General features: G+C 44.3%; 12 protein-coding genes. 7 read left to right on the forward strand and 5 right to left on the reverse strand.

The genetic code is table 11. The features are described 5' to 3' along the window. Window positions 1-503: 503 nt before the first annotated feature. The 4 genes from recJ to brnQ form a co-directional block, all read right to left on the reverse strand. Window positions 504-2228, reverse strand: a complete 1725-nt coding sequence (gene recJ, locus AB4238_RS03060; protein WP_372031182.1) for a single-stranded-DNA-specific exonuclease RecJ — start codon at window positions 2226-2228, stop codon at window positions 504-506. Between the two features lie 129 nt (window positions 2229-2357). Further along, window positions 2358-3092 carry a bifunctional protein-disulfide isomerase/oxidoreductase DsbC gene (dsbC, locus tag AB4238_RS03065; protein WP_372031183.1) on the reverse strand — a complete coding sequence of 245 codons (735 nt, stop codon included), beginning with the start codon at window positions 3090-3092 and terminating at the stop codon, window positions 2358-2360. 201 nt (window positions 3093-3293) lie between these two features. Beyond that, window positions 3294-4196, reverse strand: a complete 903-nt coding sequence (gene xerD / locus AB4238_RS03070) for a site-specific tyrosine recombinase XerD (protein WP_372031184.1) — start codon at window positions 4194-4196, stop codon at window positions 3294-3296. 118 nt (window positions 4197-4314) lie between these two features. After that, on the reverse strand, window positions 4315-5658 hold the full coding sequence (brnQ, locus tag AB4238_RS03075) for a branched-chain amino acid transport system II carrier protein (RefSeq protein ID WP_371989533.1): 1344 nt from the start codon (window positions 5656-5658) through the stop codon (window positions 4315-4317). Between the two features lie 505 nt (window positions 5659-6163). Here brnQ and AB4238_RS03080 point away from each other — a divergent pair. The 7 genes from AB4238_RS03080 (at window position 6164) to AB4238_RS03110 (ending at window position 18122) form a co-directional block, all read left to right on the forward strand. After that, window positions 6164-6889, forward strand: coding sequence for a tRNA1(Val) (adenine(37)-N6)-methyltransferase (locus AB4238_RS03080; RefSeq protein ID WP_372031221.1), 726 nt, complete (start codon window positions 6164-6166; stop codon window positions 6887-6889). A gap of 78 nt (window positions 6890-6967) precedes the next feature. After that, window positions 6968-8191, forward strand: a complete 1224-nt coding sequence (srmB, locus tag AB4238_RS03085) for an ATP-dependent RNA helicase SrmB (protein WP_372031186.1) — start codon at window positions 6968-6970, stop codon at window positions 8189-8191. Between the two features lie 251 nt (window positions 8192-8442). Then, complete coding sequence (locus tag AB4238_RS03090) at window positions 8443-9657, forward strand: efflux RND transporter periplasmic adaptor subunit (protein WP_372031188.1); 1215 nt, start codon at window positions 8443-8445, stop codon at window positions 9655-9657. Continuing rightward, window positions 9657-12815 (forward strand): efflux RND transporter permease subunit, encoded by a 3159-nt coding sequence (locus AB4238_RS03095; RefSeq protein ID WP_372031190.1) that lies wholly within the window; start codon window positions 9657-9659, stop codon window positions 12813-12815. Before AB4238_RS03090 ends, AB4238_RS03095 begins: the two co-directional genes overlap by 1 nt. Before the next feature lie 141 nt (window positions 12816-12956). Continuing rightward, complete coding sequence (locus AB4238_RS03100; RefSeq protein ID WP_372031191.1) at window positions 12957-13565, forward strand: TatD family nuclease-associated radical SAM protein; 609 nt, start codon at window positions 12957-12959, stop codon at window positions 13563-13565. A 991-nt stretch (window positions 13566-14556) separates the two neighbouring features. Continuing rightward, window positions 14557-15756, forward strand: a complete 1200-nt coding sequence (locus AB4238_RS03105; protein ID WP_372031192.1) for an aromatic amino acid transport family protein — start codon at window positions 14557-14559, stop codon at window positions 15754-15756. Between the two features lie 206 nt (window positions 15757-15962). After that, window positions 15963-18122: a S46 family peptidase gene (locus tag AB4238_RS03110; RefSeq protein WP_372031195.1), complete on the forward strand. Its 2160-nt coding sequence runs from the start codon at window positions 15963-15965 to the stop codon at window positions 18120-18122. Between the two features lie 126 nt (window positions 18123-18248). Here AB4238_RS03110 and AB4238_RS03115 read toward each other — a convergent pair whose 3' ends face one another. After that, the gene (locus tag AB4238_RS03115) at window positions 18249-18596 is read right to left on the reverse strand and encodes a hypothetical protein (protein ID WP_372031196.1); all 348 of its coding nucleotides are present in this window, start codon (window positions 18594-18596) and stop codon (window positions 18249-18251) included. Between the last annotated feature and the right edge of the window lie 105 nt (window positions 18597-18701).

Raw genomic sequence — 18701 nt, forward strand, 5'->3', positions numbered from 1 at the left:
AGTGTCGTCCACCCGACATAAATACGTTAGCTGCTGACCAAAGTGGTTCCAATGACCTGCGGTCAGCGTATGTGCAGACGCAATTGAGGCTCGCTTTGTGCTGTCTGACCTCCAAGGAAGGAGGAAATGCCAAATTCTGTAAGGAACAGAATTGGCCCTGAAACCGAAGGCCTCTGCCGGACTACACTGGGTTTGAAAAGCGCAAACTATCAGCATTTGAGTTATCAGCCTTCAAATAAGAAATAGCTATCTCTCAGTAAACACCGTGGCTTAAATACAATAACCAAACGTCCAGAATCCAATCTCCCCCGTTGGAAATTTTGCTCTTTAAATTTCGCCGGGGCGCTGAGGGATATCCAAAAGGGGGGCAAGCGCTTTCCCCTTTTTGGTCTGGTGTGGGCGAAGCGCCACGACTTTGATCTAGATTTTGACTTTAACTTTAACTTTAACTTTAACTTTAACTTTAAAGCTAAAAGCTAAAAGCTGATTTCCCAGCCCAAACACTACATTGGCGCTATCTGACCCACCATCAGCTGCAAGGTTTGATTACCTCTAAACTCATTCACATCCAGCTTATAAACAATCTCAGCATGTTGAATGGTCGCATCTGGCCAAGTTTTTAAGTCAACATTAAACGCGATAGCATCCAGCATCACTTGGCCGCATTCGGTCTCTAGCACCAATTTAAGGTGCTTCTCACCCACAATACGTTGTTGGATAATCCTAAAGTGACCATCAAACAGCGGCTCTGGGAAGTTTTGCCCCCAAGGGCCTGCTGCGCGAAGCTCTGCTGCTAAAGGCAAGGTAAATTGATCTGGCGTCAGCTCTCCATCAGACACTAGTTCACCAGTCAGTAACTCTGGTGCCAAGGTTTCCCGAATCGCTTTATCGTATGCATCCGCAAACAGTGCAAACTGCCCCGCTTTTATTGATAGCCCTGCCGCCATCGCGTGACCACCAAACTTAAGAATAAGCCCAGGATGGCGACTGTTGATCAGCTCTAAAAGGTCGCGCATATGCAAACCTTTGATTGAGCGAGCTGAGCCTTTTATTTGCCCATCTCCGGCGTCGGCAAATGCGATAACCGGTCGATGATATTTATCTTTAATACGTGAGGCTAAAATCCCAATAACCCCTTGATGCCAATCGGCTTGAAATAGCGCTATTCCCCAAGGCAGTTCTGTTTCATTTAGCTCAACACTTTCAAGGCTTTTAAGCGCCTCTTGCTGCATCTCTGTTTCTAGATCGCGCCGCTCTGCATTTAAGCTGTCGAGCTCAGATGCCATTCTGCGTGCCAACATAATGTCTTCACATAATAGCGTTTCAACACCTAATGCCATCTCATCCAAACGACCTGCAGCATTGAGCCTTGGACCAACGGCAAAGCCAAAATCGGAGGCTACAATACGTGATGGAGTGCGTTTGGCCACTTCCAATAACGCGGTGATCCCAACGCGGCAGCGACCCGCCTTCACTCGTTGCAGCCCCGCTTCCACCAAGATGCGGTTATTGGTATCAAGCGATACCACGTCGGCGACAGTGCCTAAGGCTACAATATCGAGTAAGTGACCTAGATTTGGCTCATTGATACCTTGTTGTTGGTACCAATCACGTTGCCTTAATTCTGCGCGTAGTGCTGACATCAAATAAAAGGCAACGCCAACCCCAGCAATCGATTTACTGGCAAATTCACAGCCATGTTGATTAGGGTTAACAATCGCGTCAGCATCAGGTATAGACTGACCTGGCAGGTGATGGTCGGTAATAACAACGGTCATACCCAGTGCTTTAGCTGCGGCAACCCCCTCAATTGAAGAAATACCGTTATCGACTGTGATAATCACTTCGGCCTTTTTCTGCGCCGCTACCGCAACAATTTCGGGACTGAGGCCATAACCGTAGTCAAATCGATTAGGGATAAGGTAGTCGATGTTTTTTGCGCCCATCATTTTCAGCGCTAACATACACACGCTGGTCGATGTGGCGCCATCAGCATCAAAGTCGCCCATAATAAGAATCGATTTTTGCGCCGCTAGCGCGTCAGCCACAATCTTGGCGGCATGAGTTACTCCCAACATGGTGTTGGGCCTAAGCAGCTTACCTAAGCTTAACTCACATTCATTTGCACTCACGCCCCGGCTGGCATATATCTGTTTTAACAGTGGCGAGAGAGAGTTAGGTAAATGGCTATCATCGACTTTTGAGCGGCGGACTATCTTATGGATCACAGGGCTAACTACCTTTAAACAATGAGTCTTGCCAGCATAGCAAAGACTGCTAGCAAAGGCTTGCTCTTCACTCTATTTAACGGGCACAAAAAAGGTGAGCCGAGGCTCACCTTTTTTACTAATTAATAATTATTCTGCGGCTGCAGCATCTAACACTCTTAATAGATCTTTAGGCGGCTGGTAACCTGGGATCAAGCTGCCGTCTTCAAGTATGATTGCAGGCGTTCCGTTGATACCAAAGGTTTGTCCAAGGTTATATTGCTCTGCAATTTTCGCATCACACTTAGCCACTTTAACTGCCTTACCTGACTTAGCATCAGTCATCGCTTGAAGTGGATCTGCAGCGCACCAAACAGCTTCCATCTCGTCAGCATTAGCAGATGGGATTCCAGCACGTGGGAAAGCGAGGTATCTAACCGTAATGCCCAGATCGTTATATTCATCCATTTGATTATGTAACTTGCGGCAGTAACCACAATCAACATCAGTGAATACAGTGACAACATGTTTTTCATTCTTAGCTTTGTAAACCAACATGTTCTCTTCTAATGGCTTCATCATGTCAATACGTGGACCAGACATCGCAGCTTCGGTTAGGTTCTTCATGCCTTTATCTAAATCATAAAGATTACCGTGCAACAGCTTAGTGCCATCTTTACTGATATACAGCACACCACGGTTGGTTAAGGCTTCATACAAACCAGGAATTGGCGACTCTTTCAGCGACATAACATTTACGCTTAATGCATCAGACAGCTTTTGTTTTATCGCCGCTGTGTCATCACTTTGGGTGTTAGACCCGGCAAGGGCTGCAGGGGCGATGACCATTGCAATGATCAAAGAAAATGCTCGGGTGAACTTCATTGGATATCCTATTCTACGTTACGGTCTATTAAAGGGTATAAGGATTAGACCTAGTCTGGAGCTGAAAAGTTACAGACTCATGCTAACTAAAGCAAACTTTTTGCTGTAACGAAATCATACAGACGTGAAATCTATCAAGTTATTGCTAGAATTCTGAACTAAAGATTTTCATTAACTCAACTAAATCGTCAGTATTAAGGCTTAACCGCGTGGATGATGCTCGGAGTGCAAACTGGCTAAACGGGCTGTGGCAACATGGGTGTAGATCTGCGTGGTTGATAGATCGCTATGACCAAGCAGAAGCTGCACAACTCGCAGATCGGCGCCATGATTAAGCAAGTGTGTAGCAAAAGCATGCCTTAAGGTATGCGGCGACAGCTCAGTGCTAATATTTGCTCGCAATGCATAGAGTTTTATTCGATGCCAAAATGTCTGCCGCGTCATCTGTTGTGCACGTTTTGAAGGAAATAACACATCACTTTGCTTACCTTTCAGTAACTCGACTCTGGCAAACTTGAGGTAACTTTCAACTTCGCTAACCGCAAGCTCACCAAGAGGCACTAAACGCTCTTTGCCACCTTTACCCACAATACGCACTAAACCTTGACGCAAACTCAGTTGCTCCATAGTAAGTCCAACGAGCTCTGATACCCGTAAACCTGTGGCATACAACAGCTCAAGCATGGCTTTATCTCGGCATTCAATCGGGTCATCGGCTTGCGGCTCAGACAATAATCTATCTATATCGTCTTCACTTAATGAGTCTGGTAACTTTCGTGCTAATTTGGGCGATTCCAGTAAAGCCATCGGGTCGGTACTAATCTGCTTATTAACCACCAAGTAACCAAAAAAGCGCCGCAAACTACTCATCATTCTTGCGCTGCTAGTTTTAGCAAAACCCTTATCAAAACGCGCAGCAAGATAGTCCCTGACATCGAATTGGCTACTTTCAACCAGCTTTAAACCTTTTAACTGTTGGTGACGGTCAAAATGGCGCAGGTCTGTACGATAGGCGCTTAAGGTATTGTCACTCAAGCCTTTAGTTGACCATAAATGGTCAAGAAACAGATCAATTGCACTATCAGGGATATATTCAGCAGGCACCTAAAGTGGCTTCCTTAATTCAAATATAAAAACGGCGATGAATCAGAAATTCATCGCCGTTATAATATGTTATAAAGCTTGCAGATGCTATCTCACCTGAGCATAGCAGCTATTTGGCTTAACTAACTGCTACTGTCGCTTGCTGTTTCTTCATCATTAAACAAGCGGCAATCGCGATCGCGGTAGGGAGTAACCAAGCCATACCTTCAGCGTGTAATGGCATAAAGTTAAATACGCTCACATCAACACCGGCTGCTTTAATGCCATCAATAATACCGAAGAACAACGCCACGCTAAGCACGATTCGATGAGCGGCTTCTGGTTTTGCAAAACGTTCAGTTAGGAACGTTACCGCAACCAAAGCTATCGCAACCGGGTAAACGGTCATCAATACTGGAATACTGATGCTAATAAGCTGAGAAAGACCAACGTTAGCAATCGTTGCACAAATAACACTTAATAGCACAACAAAACGACGGTATGAGATCTTAGGTAGTAGTTCATTAAAGAACTCACTACAGGCACTAATAAGACCTACAGCAGTAGTTAAACAAGCGAGTGTAACAACGGTCGCCAATAACACTAACCCAGTCGTACCAAACTCATGAGTGACATAGTTGGTTAAAATCACCCCGCCATTCTCAGCACCTGCGGCCAAATCACCCGCTGTAGCACCTAAGTAAAATAGCGCGATGTAAACAAACGCTAGACCCGCAGCAGCAATAAGAGCGGCTTTCACTAAATAGCCTGTCTGTGCTTTAGGCTCTGTAATACCTTTTTTGCGCAAAATGTCGATAATTAAAATACCGAAGATTAGCGAGGCTAAGGTGTCCATGGTGTTGTAGCCTTCCAAAATACCTTTAGTTAACGGATTCGTTTGGTAGTCACCAACTGCCGCTTCAACAGGGCTGCCAGGAAGGATCATTACTGTGGCCGCAAGACCAACAAGTAATAAAATAAGAATTGGTGTTAATACCTTACCTACGTTATCGAGTAGCTTTCCTGGATACAGTGCAAATACCATGGAGATACCGAAAAAGACCAGCGTATAGATAAGTTGAGCCGTAGTGAAAGTAATGCCAGCAAGCACAAAGGTTGCATCTGCATTTTCTAAAAATGGTTTGAAGCCAACTTCAAATGCTACTAACCCAGTTCTCGGTGCAGCAAAAGCTGGGCCGATGATAATGAAAATAGCCACAGCTAAAGTGGTCGCAGCGATTGGAGGCAACAGATCCATAATCTTACCGTTTGCTTTCGCAACAGCAATCAAAGTAATCAAGGGTAGGCCTACTGCGGTGACAAGAAAGCCAAACATAGCTAATGTCATATTCTCGCCAGCGAGAAAGCCTGCAAGTGGTGGGAAAATAAGGTTACCCGCCCCTAAAAAGAACGCGAAGGTCATGAAACCTAACCCTAACGTATCTGCAATACTCATTTGATTATTTTGCACTTTATGCCCCATCAATAATTTTTATAATTAACAATTTCATGTCATTAGGCCTCAATGGCACCACTTTAGAATGACAAAATCTAGTGTGTAATATTTGGTTTACACAACCCAGTGGTAAATACGACCTAAGCTTGGCGAGTTTATGAACAGCAGCGAATAAATGAACACTGAAATTGCTATAAAACTGGTTTACCGTCCCTAAAAATAGGCTCTGAACCTACTAGGAGGGCCATACTATTATCAGAGTCACAGCTATTTAACAAGAATCGACACCTAATAATCGCCAGACTCGATACAAATGATAACAATCAAGTAACAGCTTGATTCCATAACTTACATTCAACGCATTTGTCATATAAGCAAGAAACATTCAATGGTTGCTCTAGCTAGCTCTCAATCGCGAGTAAACACTTACCTTCAGCGTTTAAAAATTGCAGAGATGCAAGCAAATATGCCTGTTACTGACCGTAATAAATTAGCGTACAATAATTTCACTGACCCAAAGCCTGTAAATTCCATGCCTTTTAGCTTTAAACAATTTCATATCGAAGATCGCCGCTGCGGCATGCCTGTCAGCACCGACGGGGTACTACTCGGCGCCTGGGCTCCTTTATCTGGTAGCAAAAAGATTCTCGATATCGGCGCAGGTAGTGGCTTACTAAGCCTAATGGCCGCCCAGCGCAGCATGGCAAATATCACCGCTATAGAGCTTGATGAGAGTGCGGCGCTTGATTGCCAGAATAACTTCAGCCTAAGCCCTTGGGCTGATCGCTTGATGTTGTTAACCTGTTCAATTCAGCAATATTGCACAATAGCCACAAGACACAGCTTTGATCATATCATCTGTAACCCACCCTATTTTGATAATGGCCCCCAATCTAGCAGTGCTTTAAGAGCGACTGCCCGCCATACCGATAGCTTAAGTTTTGACGAGCTATTGGCAGCTATCAGTTCGTTATTAAGCCCTACTGGTCAGGCAAGCCTTATATTGCCGCTTGCTGGCGCAAATCAACTACTGCAGCAACTTGAGCAACACCAGCTCACCTGCCAACATGCAGTGTTAGTTGCCAGTGTTGAAGGTAAAAGCCCCCATCGACAATTACTACTCATCACACCTTGTCGTTCAAACTTGGCCAATCAAACTACAACCCCATCAGTCTCAAACTTGGTGATCCGCAAAGCAGATGGCCAGTACAGCGATGACTTTATACAGTTGAGTAAAAGTTTTTATTTAAAGCTATAGCGATCTGGCGATCTAATCGTTTCAAGTCTGGGTTGAAACCTTTATAATGTTCGGCTGTTATTTATTGAGATGCCACGCATGCAATTTGAAGATCTCCAGCTTGACCCTTGTTTGTTAGAGTCACTGAAAGCAATGGGCCACAACAAGCCCACTACGATACAACAACAAACAATACCTGTAGCGATGGAGCAAAGAGATATTCTTGCTCGCGCACCAACAGGAACAGGGAAAACTGCGAGCTTCTTACTTCCAGCGCTGCAGCATATTATCGACTTCCCACGTCGCTTCGGCGGCCAAGCCCGAGTGTTAGTGCTAACACCAACGCGTGAGCTTGCCAGTCAAATCCACCGCTATGCATCTCACTTGGCGACAGATTTAGATCTCGATATCAGCATCATCACCGGCGGCGTGCCTTACGCTCCTCAAGAAGAAGCGTTAAAGAAAAACGTCGATATCTTAGTGGCTACACCTGGCCGCTTGATGGAATACCTCGATAAAGGCCTGTTCAATGCGGAAGAGGTTGAAGTATTAGTTATCGATGAAGCAGACCGCATGCTAGACATGGGCTTTTCTGCCGTTGTTGAAACTATCGCGATTGAATCGGTTGGCCGTAAGCAAACCATGTTGTTCTCAGCAACACTTGAAGGTAGCGATGTGGGTCGTTTCTCACACCAACTGTTAACCAACCCAGTCAAGCTTGAAGCTGAAGCACCACGCAGCGAAAAAGCTAAGATCCACCAGTGGGTTCATATCGCAGATGATAGAGAGCATAAGTTTGCCCTGCTATGCGCTATTTTGCAGCAAGAAGAAGTTGAACGTGCCATTGTGTTTGTCAAAACACGTGAGGCAGTAGCAAGCCTAGATGGCCTGCTGCAAAAGCAAGGGATCACTTGTAGCTTCATGCGCGGCGATATGGAGCAAAAGGCTCGCTTCCAAGCCCTTGGTCGATTCACTAAAGGTGAAGTCAATGTGCTGTTAGCGACCGATGTTGCTGCCCGTGGCATCGATGTTGACGATATCACTCACGTGATCAACTTCGACATGCCACGCTCTGCTGATACCTATGTTCATCGTATTGGACGTACTGGCCGTGCCGGCGCTAAGGGAACGGCAATATCTTTGGTTGAAGCCCATGATATTCGTGTAGTTGGTAAGATTGAGCGCTACATTGAGCAACCGCTTAAGCGCCGTTTTGTCAAAGATCTTCGCCCGAAGAACAAAGAGGCGAAGCCGCCAGGGAAGAAGAAAGTTAAAGACACAGGCAAAACATTCAGTAAGAAAAACAAGAAGAAAAAGAAGTAACATTTCATACTACGCAGTATAAGAATGACTTCTAATCTCTTTTAAAAGGATCACCTCTGGTGGTCCTTTTTTGTTTCCTGCAGCATTTTCCAGCGCGAATGCGCTTATGCCACTCACTTGGCTCCTTTTCTAATATCTATCGCTAACGCCATAAATTGAAACATTTTATTTACAAAAAATCATATCTCCTCAACGCTTAGTCTGGTAATTTAGCCGATAGGAAATGCATTACATGGAAAAGCGAACTCATAATGATAAAAAAAATAATTCGAAGGGCTTCCCCACTATTTATTCTTATTCTCTTTATTGTTGCAGCACAAGTACTTATTAGCACTAAAGAAGCACCTGAGCAAAAAGCAGATGAAGCACCGATCCCAATTGTTGACATCATGGAAGTTCAACAGCAAACGGTCTCTCTCAACCTCCCTTCATACGGCGTTGTTAGCCCGAAATATAAAACCCAGCTAGTGACAGAAGTACAAGGTCGCATGCTCAATATTTCAAATAAATTTGTTGCTGGCGGCGTAGTTAAAAAAGGCGAAGAGCTGGCAGTTATCGAGCCTTCTGATTACGAAGCTGACTTAATGCAAGCGCAAGCTTCACTCGCTCAAGCCAAAGCTGCTCTCGAAGAGGAACAAGCTAAGGGTGAAGTGGCTAAAAATGATTGGAAGGGCTACGACGGCGGTATTCCACCAGAGTTAGGCTTACGTTTACCCCAACTTAAACAAGAGCAAGCCAACGTTAAATTCCAGCAAGCTGCCTTGGCACGAGCTGAACGTAATCTTGAACGAACCATAATACGCGCTCCCTTTGATGGCATTATAAAGGCCCGCAATGTCGACTTAGGTCAGTATGTGACTTTAGGTACAAACCTCGGTGAGCTTTACGACACTCGCATTGCAGAAATCCGTCTACCACTGTCAAATAACGATTTAGCCTACTTGGAGTCGGTAGATAACCCAGACACTGAAGTGACCTTAAGCGCCGATCTTGCAGGCAAAGTAGTGACTTGGACGGGTAAAATCATCCGCAGCGAAGGAGTGATCGATGCAGAAAACCGCATGGTGTACTTGGTTGCAGAGGTAAAAGATCCTTACCTTCGCAGCGCTAAGGTTGAAGGACAACTACCACTTAAATACGGCAGCTTTGTCACTGCTATCATCAAAGGCCGTACTGTCGACGGTATTGTTAAACTACCACGCCACTTAGTGCGCCATGGCAAAGTCACTTTGATCACAGATGCAAGCAGTGTTGAAGTACGAGAAGTTAATATTGTCCGTACAGATCTAGAAAACGTCTATATCAAAGATAGCTTAGCGAGCGGTGAGCGCATCTCCATGACTAATCTCAGTAACCCAGAAGATGGCCAACTCGTGAAAATTTTAGGTGATGACAGCAGCTCAACAATCGAAAGTGCTGATGAATCGACAACCGAAGAACAACTCGCTAATGCAGGTGACCAATAATGGCCACAGAAAAAGGTATTATCGCTTGGTTTGCTAAAAATAACGTCGCAGCAAACCTATTAATGTGGATCCTATTAATAGGCGGGCTATTTAGCACGGTTATTATTAATAAAGAGATCTTCCCAACTTTTGAACTTAACTACCTCAATATCTCAGTCGCCTACCCTGGCGCAGCGCCTCAGGAGATTGAAGAGGGAATTAATATTAAGATCGAGGAAGCGATCCAAGATATTAATGGCATCAAGAAGGTTACCTCAATCGCGAGTGAAGGCGTTGGCTCTGTTAGTATTGAAGTTGAAGATAGCCATGATCCGCAAGATATCCTCGATGAAGTCAAACTGGCTATAGATGCTATCTCGACCTTCCCGGTCAATATCGAAAAGCCCAATATCGTCCGTATTAAACCTGAAAATAACGTTATTTGGATCTCCGTCTATGGTGATCAAACTCTCGAAGATATGAAAGAGTTAGCAAAAACTATTCGCGACGAAGTGACGGCTTTGCCTGCTGTAACCCGTGCCCAAGTGACTGGTGTGCGTGAGTATGAGATAAGCATCGAACTGTCTGAAGATAAGCTACGTGAATATGGGCTCACCTTCTCGCAGGTCGCGACAGCAGTACAAAACTCCTCTATTGATTTACCTGGTGGTTCTATTCGTGCGAAAGATGGCGATATCTTGCTGCGCACTAAAGGTCAGGCGTACACAGGAGAAGACTTCTCACAAATAGTCGTCAGTACTCGCCCTGATGGTAGCCGAGTCATGTTGCCAGAAGTGGCCAACATCAATGATGGTTTTGAAGAGCGTTTAGAGTACACCCGCTTTAATGGCCAGCCTGCCGCGATTATCGAAATACTCAGTGTTGACGATCAAAACGCATTGGATATCTCTGCCCAAGTCAAAAGCTATATTGAGACTAAACGAGCAGACCTGCCTACAGGCGCCAAACTCGATACGTGGGGCGACTTAACCCATTATCTCAAAGGCCGATTAAACATGATGTTATCCAACATGTTTTATGGTGCTTTACTGGTGTTCTTCATTTTGGCACTGTTCCTAGAGATCAAACTCGCTTTCTGGGTCATGGTAGGCCTACCCGTTTGTTTCTTGGGCGCAATGCTTGTCATGCCAATCGAACCTTTCTCGCTGTCGATTAACCTACTTACGCTGTTTGCATTCATTCTGGTGCTAGGGATCGTGGTGGATGACGCCATTGTCATTGGCGAAAGTGCCTATAGTGAAATAGAGCGGCATGGCCACTCACTGGATAATGTGGTCAGAGGCGCCAAGAAAGTCGCCATGCCAGCAACCTTTGGGGTATTAACCACCATAGCCGCCTTTATGCCGATGTTGATGGTTTCTGGCCCACAGGGGATTATCTGGAAATCTATCGGCATGGTAGTCGTGCTCTGTTTAGCATTTTCACTGGTTGAATCAAAGCTTATTCTGCCTGCTCACTTGGCGCATATGAAGCCACCTAAGCCTCGCGCTAAGCTGGGATACTTCGGCAAGCTCAAAGCTGGTTTGAATGACAAAGTGCAGTACTTTATTCATAACAACTACCGTGCATTTTTAGAGCGTTGCATTAAGCAACGATATAACACCGTTGCAGTGTTTACTGGGGTACTGATTCTGTCTATCGCATTGGTCGTCAGTGGTCAGGTGCGTTGGGTGTTCTTCCCAAATATTCCATCTGATTTCATTCAGGTAAATATTGAGATGGATGAGGGCAGCTCAGAGGAAAACACGCTAAAAGTCGTGCAAGAAGTTGAAGAAGCGCTGTATCGGATGAATGATGATATGGAGGCTAAGCTAGGTTACCCAGTGGTGAAACATAGCTTTATCAATATGAGCTCACGCACCTCTTCGTTTATTTTTGCTGAACTCACTAAGGGTGAAGAGCGCGATGTTGATGGTGAAACCATTGCCACTGCATGGCGAGAAAAACTACCGGAGCTATTAGCGGTTAAAAAACTCAACATTAATGCCAGTACCAATGACGCTGGAGGAGACATATCCTTTAGGTTAACTTCCAGCGATCTTGAGCAGTTGTCTTTAGCTTCAACAGAGCTAAAACAGAAGTTAAGAAGTTATGAAGGTGTTTATGATATTGCCGACAACTTCTCCTCTGGCAGCCAAGAGATCAAATTAAAGATCAAGCCTGAAGCCGAAGCGCTAGGATTAACGCTGTCGGATCTTGCCCGCCAAGTCAGATATGGTTTCTACGGCTACGAAGCGCAGCGGATCTTACGTAACAAAGAAGAAGTGAAAGTCATGGTGCGCTACCCTCTTGAGCAGCGTCGCACCATTGGTCACTTAGAAAATATGTTGATCCGAACTCCAACTGGTGTAGCAGTGCCTTTTGCTAATGTTGCCCAGCTTGAGCTAGGTGATTCTTACTCTTCGATCACTCGCGTTGATGGGCGCCGGGCTATCACCATTACCGCCAATGCCAACACCAACAAGGTTGAGCCTTCAAAAGTCGTGTCAGAGATCCAAACGGACTTCTTGCCGATGCTGTCGCAGAAATACCCAAGCATATCGACTGCATTAGATGGTGGCAGCGCTGATGAGCAAAGTGCATTAGTTAGTTTGCTACAAGGCTTCTTCTTTGCGCTATTTACAATCTATGCTCTGATGGCTATCCCGCTAAAATCATATAGTCAGCCATTGATTATCATGTCAGTGATCCCATTCGGTATGATTGGCGCACTATTTGGCCATTTCATCTTAGGCCTTAACATGAGTATTTTGAGCTTATGTGGCATCGTGGCGCTTGCCGGTGTGGTGGTGAATGACTCGTTGATCTTGGTTGATTTTGTTAACCGTGCTCGTGCTGAGGGGCATTCAATCATTAAAGCGGCTGTTGATTCTGGTTGTTATCGCTTTAGAGCAATTATCTTAACCTCGTTAACCACCTTTGTAGGCCTAGTCCCTATCTTGCTTGAGAAGAGCTTACAAGCTCAAATTGTCATCCCGATGGCAGCATCTCTAGCATTTGGTATTTTGTTCTCTACTGTGGTGACACTGATTTTAGTACCGCTGCTTTATATTGTTCTTGATGATATAAAAAAGGTATCAAGCCGATTCTACCGATGGTGGTGGCAACCAAAAGCGGAAACTGAAACAGCGATAAAAGTAGAGCAGACCTCTAACTAACAGCTGGTTGTTGCGTTTTACAAGGAGGCCACTGGCCTCCTTTTTTATGGCTGAACAAAAACACCAATACTCGATCCAGCAAACAGAATTAGTCGTCACCATTGGTTATGCTAACTATCTCTCTTGCTAGTGATCATCAAAATGACCCAATCTGCTGCCACACTTGTTTACGATATTCGCAATAGCCGCTATCTCAATATCACAGGTAGGTGCACTCTACGCTGTCAGTTCTGTCCTAAGCACAACGGCAGTAAGCAAGTTCATCAGTATCAGCTAGCCCTAGAGAACCAACCAAGTGCAGAGCAAGTGATTGCACTGCTGGGCGACACATCTAGCTTCGACGAATATGTATTTTGCGGCTATGGTGAGCCGACCCTCAACTTAGCCACTCTTCTAAGCGTCGCCACGGAAATTAAAGCCCGTGGCGGCAAAGTAAGAGTCAATACAGATGGACTTGGTAACCTCTTTCATCGGCGCAATATTTTACCTGACCTAGCAAAGTGCGTAGACAGCCTGTCTATTTCACTTAACGCAGATACTGAATCTGCTTATCTAGTACATTGCCAGCCTAAACTAAAAGGTGCTTATGCCGCCCTACTCGAGTTTATCAAGCTCGCACCACACTACATTGCTGATGTTCAGGTCTCTGCGATAAATGGGCTTGCAGAGGTCGATATTGACGCTTGTCGTAAGATAGTTGAAGTATCAGGCGCTCAGTTCAAACAAAGAGAGCTAGGTATTGTCGGCTAATGTGTCTATAGCATTGTTAAAAATAGTGCTTTGTTGCTCCGATAACGAATGATGTAACAACACTGAATTGATTACATATACCCGCTCTACTTGAAGATGCAGGATTCAGTGGGAATTCAATGGGCTTTAATCAAGGCATTGATTATGATTAATGGTCGTTCCCTTAGTAAAATCAATAACGCAGAGTAAAGTCCATTAAAACCCATCGCAGAAGGCTTTGTGCCAGCCCACTTCGTTGTTGCACTCACTTAAAAGGGAATAACCATTTCTACGTCAATGCGCCTAGAATTGAACTGGCACAATGCCTCTGAAACGAGCATCTTCAGGTAGTCCGGGTATATATTAGGGAGGCAAAATTCCAAGCACAATACACCCCTCCCTAAAATGAGTGGCATTGTGCTCAGGTCTTGCTGGGTTAATGACGACTGTCACTAACTATAAGTACCATGGCATATGGCCAATTATGTTGATACTTACTCAATCGATGTAAATCAGTTACTGCGATTGATAGCTACTCCCCTGAAGCAGAGCCGAGCATTATAGTGATAATGGGGCTAACTTCAATGTTAAAAAGGCAACCGATGCCTCATTTTTGAGCTAAAACAGTGAAACGTAAACTAAGTGTTACTAAGGCTTTACAGCCTTATTGTCGATAAGTATTAAGTTGATTTTATGCTATGCAGATGGCTTGCCGATGGGGTTAGTAGCTGTTAATGTCGCTAACAGTCATTTTTTAGAGAAAGAGTCGTAATGAAACAATCTTATCGATATTGCCCGCGATTTATCAAGCCTCAGTGGCAAAGTTGATAAGGTGAATATCCGTATTATTTAACTAAGCCGTTGGGGCCAATTGGAATCGTAAGGTCGATGATGACCAGATTCGATTGGGGGCTGTTAATAGTATTGTTAACTTGCGAAAATATCTCTCCCTCAAAGTCGTTCTAAATCTGACCTACCAAAAATAAATTATAAAATCTAACAGGACAATTTTGTGAACTCAAAAATACTTGGCTCTATCGCCATTGTAGCTGGAACAGCAATTGGTGGTGGTATGTTGGCATTGCCACTTGCTACTGCATCACTCGGTACTATCCCTGCACTACTGTTACTGGTAGTCATCTGGGGCGTATCTATCTACACCTCTTTATTAATGCTTGAGATCAATTTACGTGCAGGCGTAGGCCTAAACGTGCATGCGATTACCGGTAAAACCTTAGGTAAATTTGGGCAACTTATACAAGGTGGCTCATTTTTAAGCTTGCTGTTCGCATTAACCATGGTCTATCTGATGGGCGGTTCGTCGCTGCTTGAATCTAAGATGGAACTGGTTGGTATGCAGATGGATAACCAGCTGGCGGTACTGTTATTTACTGCGATTTTTGGTGGTTTTATTGCAGTCGGTGTACGTTGGATTGATAAAGTCTCTCGAGTTCTATTTACATCGATGATCGCACTACTGGTTATTGTTGTAGCTTATCTGCTTCCTGAAGTGGATATGAATCTGCTGATGAACAACTCGACCGCTGGAATCGTTGCAGGTAGTGATTTAACTAATCTATGGCTAGCAGCTATTCCTATTGTGTTTACCTCTTTCGGCTTCCATGTCTGTATCGCGACAATTGTGCGTTACTTAGATGGCGATGCAATCTCACTACGTAAGGTACTTATTATTGGTTCAACCATTCCATTAGTGTGTTATATCCTATGGTTAATGGTGACGCTTGGTACATTAGGTGGTAAGACTGTTTATGGCTTTGAAGGCTCATTACCGCTATTGGTAACAGCACTGCAGGGCGTGGCTGACTCTGCTATTTTGCAGCAGTTTATTGATCTGTTTGCAAATCTTGCATTGGTAACGTCGTTCCTCGGTGTGACAATGAGCCTGTTTGACTATGTGGCTGAGCTTACGCGTGCTAAAGACAACGTCTTAGGCCGTGCGCAAACTTGGTTATTGACCTTTATACCACCACTTTTATGTGCGCTTTACTACCCTGATGGCTTCTTCCAAGTGCTCGGCTTCGCTGCTATTCCACTGGTTGTGATGATCATCTTCCTGCCAATTGCTATGGCTCTTGGCCAGCGTAAGCAAAACTTGGGCGGCTACCAAGTGAGTGGCGGTAGCGCTGCACTTAGTGTTGCTGGTGTGCTGGGTGTGGGGATTATTGCCGCGCAGCTATGGGTTGCTCTATAGATAAAGCCGAAATGCAACGTTAGCTTTACAGATGATAGGTTTGGAGTCTGTTTATTCGCTAACATCTTGTGATAAAGTCGAGCATCGATATATAAATATTGGGCTCGGCTTTTTTGTATCTCGCTTTGCGAGAGAGCAACAATCGCTAGCAATAAACACAAAATTAAAATAATAATCCTAAAAATATTAAAAATGGACTTAACAACATGAAGACATGGCTTTTGACAGCTGCAGCAATGGCGACCTCTTTTGGTGCGATTGCTGACGAGGGTATGTGGCAGCCTTATCAGTTACCTGCAATGGCAGACGAACTGAAGGCAAAAGGGTTAGAGATCGATGTTAACTCGATTTCAAAACTAACAGAATTTCCAATGAATGCCGTGATCAGCCTTGGCGGCTGTACAGCGTCATTTGTCTCACCAAAAGGCCTAGTGGTAACAAACCATCACTGTGCTTATGGTTCAATTCAATACAACTCAACGCCAGAGAAAAATTTACTCAAAGATGGCTTTTTAGCTAAAAGCTTTGCTGAAGAGTTGCCTGCTACGCCGGGTTCTCGTATCTATGTTACCGAAGCCGTCACTAATGTGACCGACGATGTTAAGTCAGGCCAGATGAGTAAAGTGGGTAACGACTTCTATAAAGGCATAGAGCAAAAAGAAAAAGCGCTAGTAGCTGAGTGTGAAAAAGAAGATGGTTACCGCTGTCAGGTTTACAGTTTCCATGGTGGTCTTGAGTATTACTTAGTCAAGCAAATGGAAATTCGTGACGTACGCCTAACCTATAACCCTGCAGCGAGTGTGGGTAAATACGGTGGTGATATCGATAACTGGATGTGGCCACGTCATACTGGCGATTACTCTTTTTATCGTGCCTATGTTGGCAAAGACGGTAAACCAGCTGATTTCAGCAAAGACAACGTGCCGTACGAGCCAAAAAGCTTCTTAAAAGTATCAGCGAAAGGCGTTAGTGATGGCGATTTCGTGATGGTAGCGGGTTACCCTGGCCGTACGAATCGTTATCGCACCGCGAATGAAGTCGAAAACCAGTTTGAATGGGCTTACCCAGAGGGAAAAATTCTTCGTGAGCGCATTATTGAGATCATCAAAGAAACGGCGCCAGAGGGCAGCGATGAGCGCATTAAGTATGAAAGCGCGATTGCAGGTCTAGCTAACTACGCTAAAAACTTCACCTCTATGATTGAGTTCTACGGTAAATCAACCATGCTTGATGACCGTAAAGGACTAGAGCAGGACTTAGCTAATTGGATTAAAGCTGATAAGAAACGCCAAGCTAAATACGGCGAAGTATTGGCACAATTGGACAAGCTAATTGCTAAAGGTCAACAAGGTCAAGAACGTGATTTACTGCTGGGCTATATGGGTTACAGCACTATGATGAGCACAGCTAACCGTTTGTATCGTTTAGCCAATGAAAAAACGTTACCAGATATGCAGCGTGAACCAGGTTATCAAGAGCGTGATATGACTCGCTTTACCTCTGGTATGGAGCGTATTGAGCGCCGTTATGCTGCCAGTGTTGATAAAGCAATACTCGCAGACCTAATTAGCCGTTATGCCGCACTACCAAAAGATCAGCGCTTACCTGCGTTTGATAAAGCCTGTGGTATTGGTAACAAGTTCGATATGGCTAAGTTTAATAAAACGCTAGATAAGATGTATGCCAACACTAAGCTGTCAGATAAAGACACGCGTTTAGCATGGATGGATAAGTCAGTTGCTGACTTTAAAAAGTCTAAAGATCCATTCATTCAATACGCAGTTGCGACTTATGCAGAGCGTATGCAACGTGAGCAGGCTGAGAAACAGCTGGCTGGTGATTTAATGAAGGTACGCCCACAATATATGGACGCCATCATTGCTTATAACCAAGAGCAAGGTAAGCCAGTGTATGCTGATGCAAACTCTAGCCTGCGGGTAACAGTTGGTCATGTTAAAGGTTACTCACCTGAAGATGGTCTGCAAGCAGTACCATTTACTCGTCTTGAAGGTATCTTAGCCAAAGACACAGGTGTTGCTCCATTCGATGCGCCTAAGAAGCAACTTGAGCTTATCGCTAACAAGCAGTACGGCGATTACTATGTTAAGTCGCTAGATTCTGTGCCAGTTAACTTCCTATCGACGCTTGATACCACAGGTGGTAACTCAGGTTCGCCAACATTGAATGGTCGTGCTGAGTTAGTCGGTCTACTGTTTGACGGTGTATACGAGAGTATCATTGGTGATTGGGGTTACGATCCTGAAACTAACCGCTCTATCCAAGTTGACAGCCGTTATATGCTTTGGGTGATGAAGTATCTGGATCATGCAGATAACTTGCTTGAAGAGATGGAAGTTGTGCATTAATCATTTTTGCTATGATTAGTTAGCCTTTTGATGCAAAAGCCGAAACATGAAAGTGTTTCGGCTTTTTTGATCTTAGGTGCCATGAACGATAGGAGAGCTCTACTCATCAATAACTGATTAATTAGGTTATTGAAATATATAACTAATAATATCGATGTAAGTTTTAATGGCTGGTAGAAGGACGAATATTATCGTTAAAACTACAGCCCATTTTTTGCTGAACCACCATGACTTTGCCTCTTCAAAGTGATTTACAGGTTGTTTGAGCCTTTCTGCTTCAATTACTAGTGAAGGTGAAATTTCGATATCATCGCGTGATACGTATCTTACTAGGCTCAAGTCGTGTAGTTTTTTAAAAGACTTATCTGAATATTCATTTAATTTCTTCAAGCGACTTATCGACATCTCAGTACCATTTTCAATGAAGTACTTAGCTAGTATAGATATCAATTGCTCTTCGTTTTCTGAATACAAGGTACATCCCTCTGACTTTTAGTCTTAATCTAAATTAAACTGAGTTTTTGAAACTCTTTTAGAATTGTGCGCATGCCGTAAGAGCTAAGTCACATTTTTGATTAT

This window comes from Shewanella sp. 10N.286.45.A1, from assembly GCF_041470405.1.
Classification (GTDB): Bacteria; Pseudomonadota; Gammaproteobacteria; order Enterobacterales; family Shewanellaceae; genus Shewanella.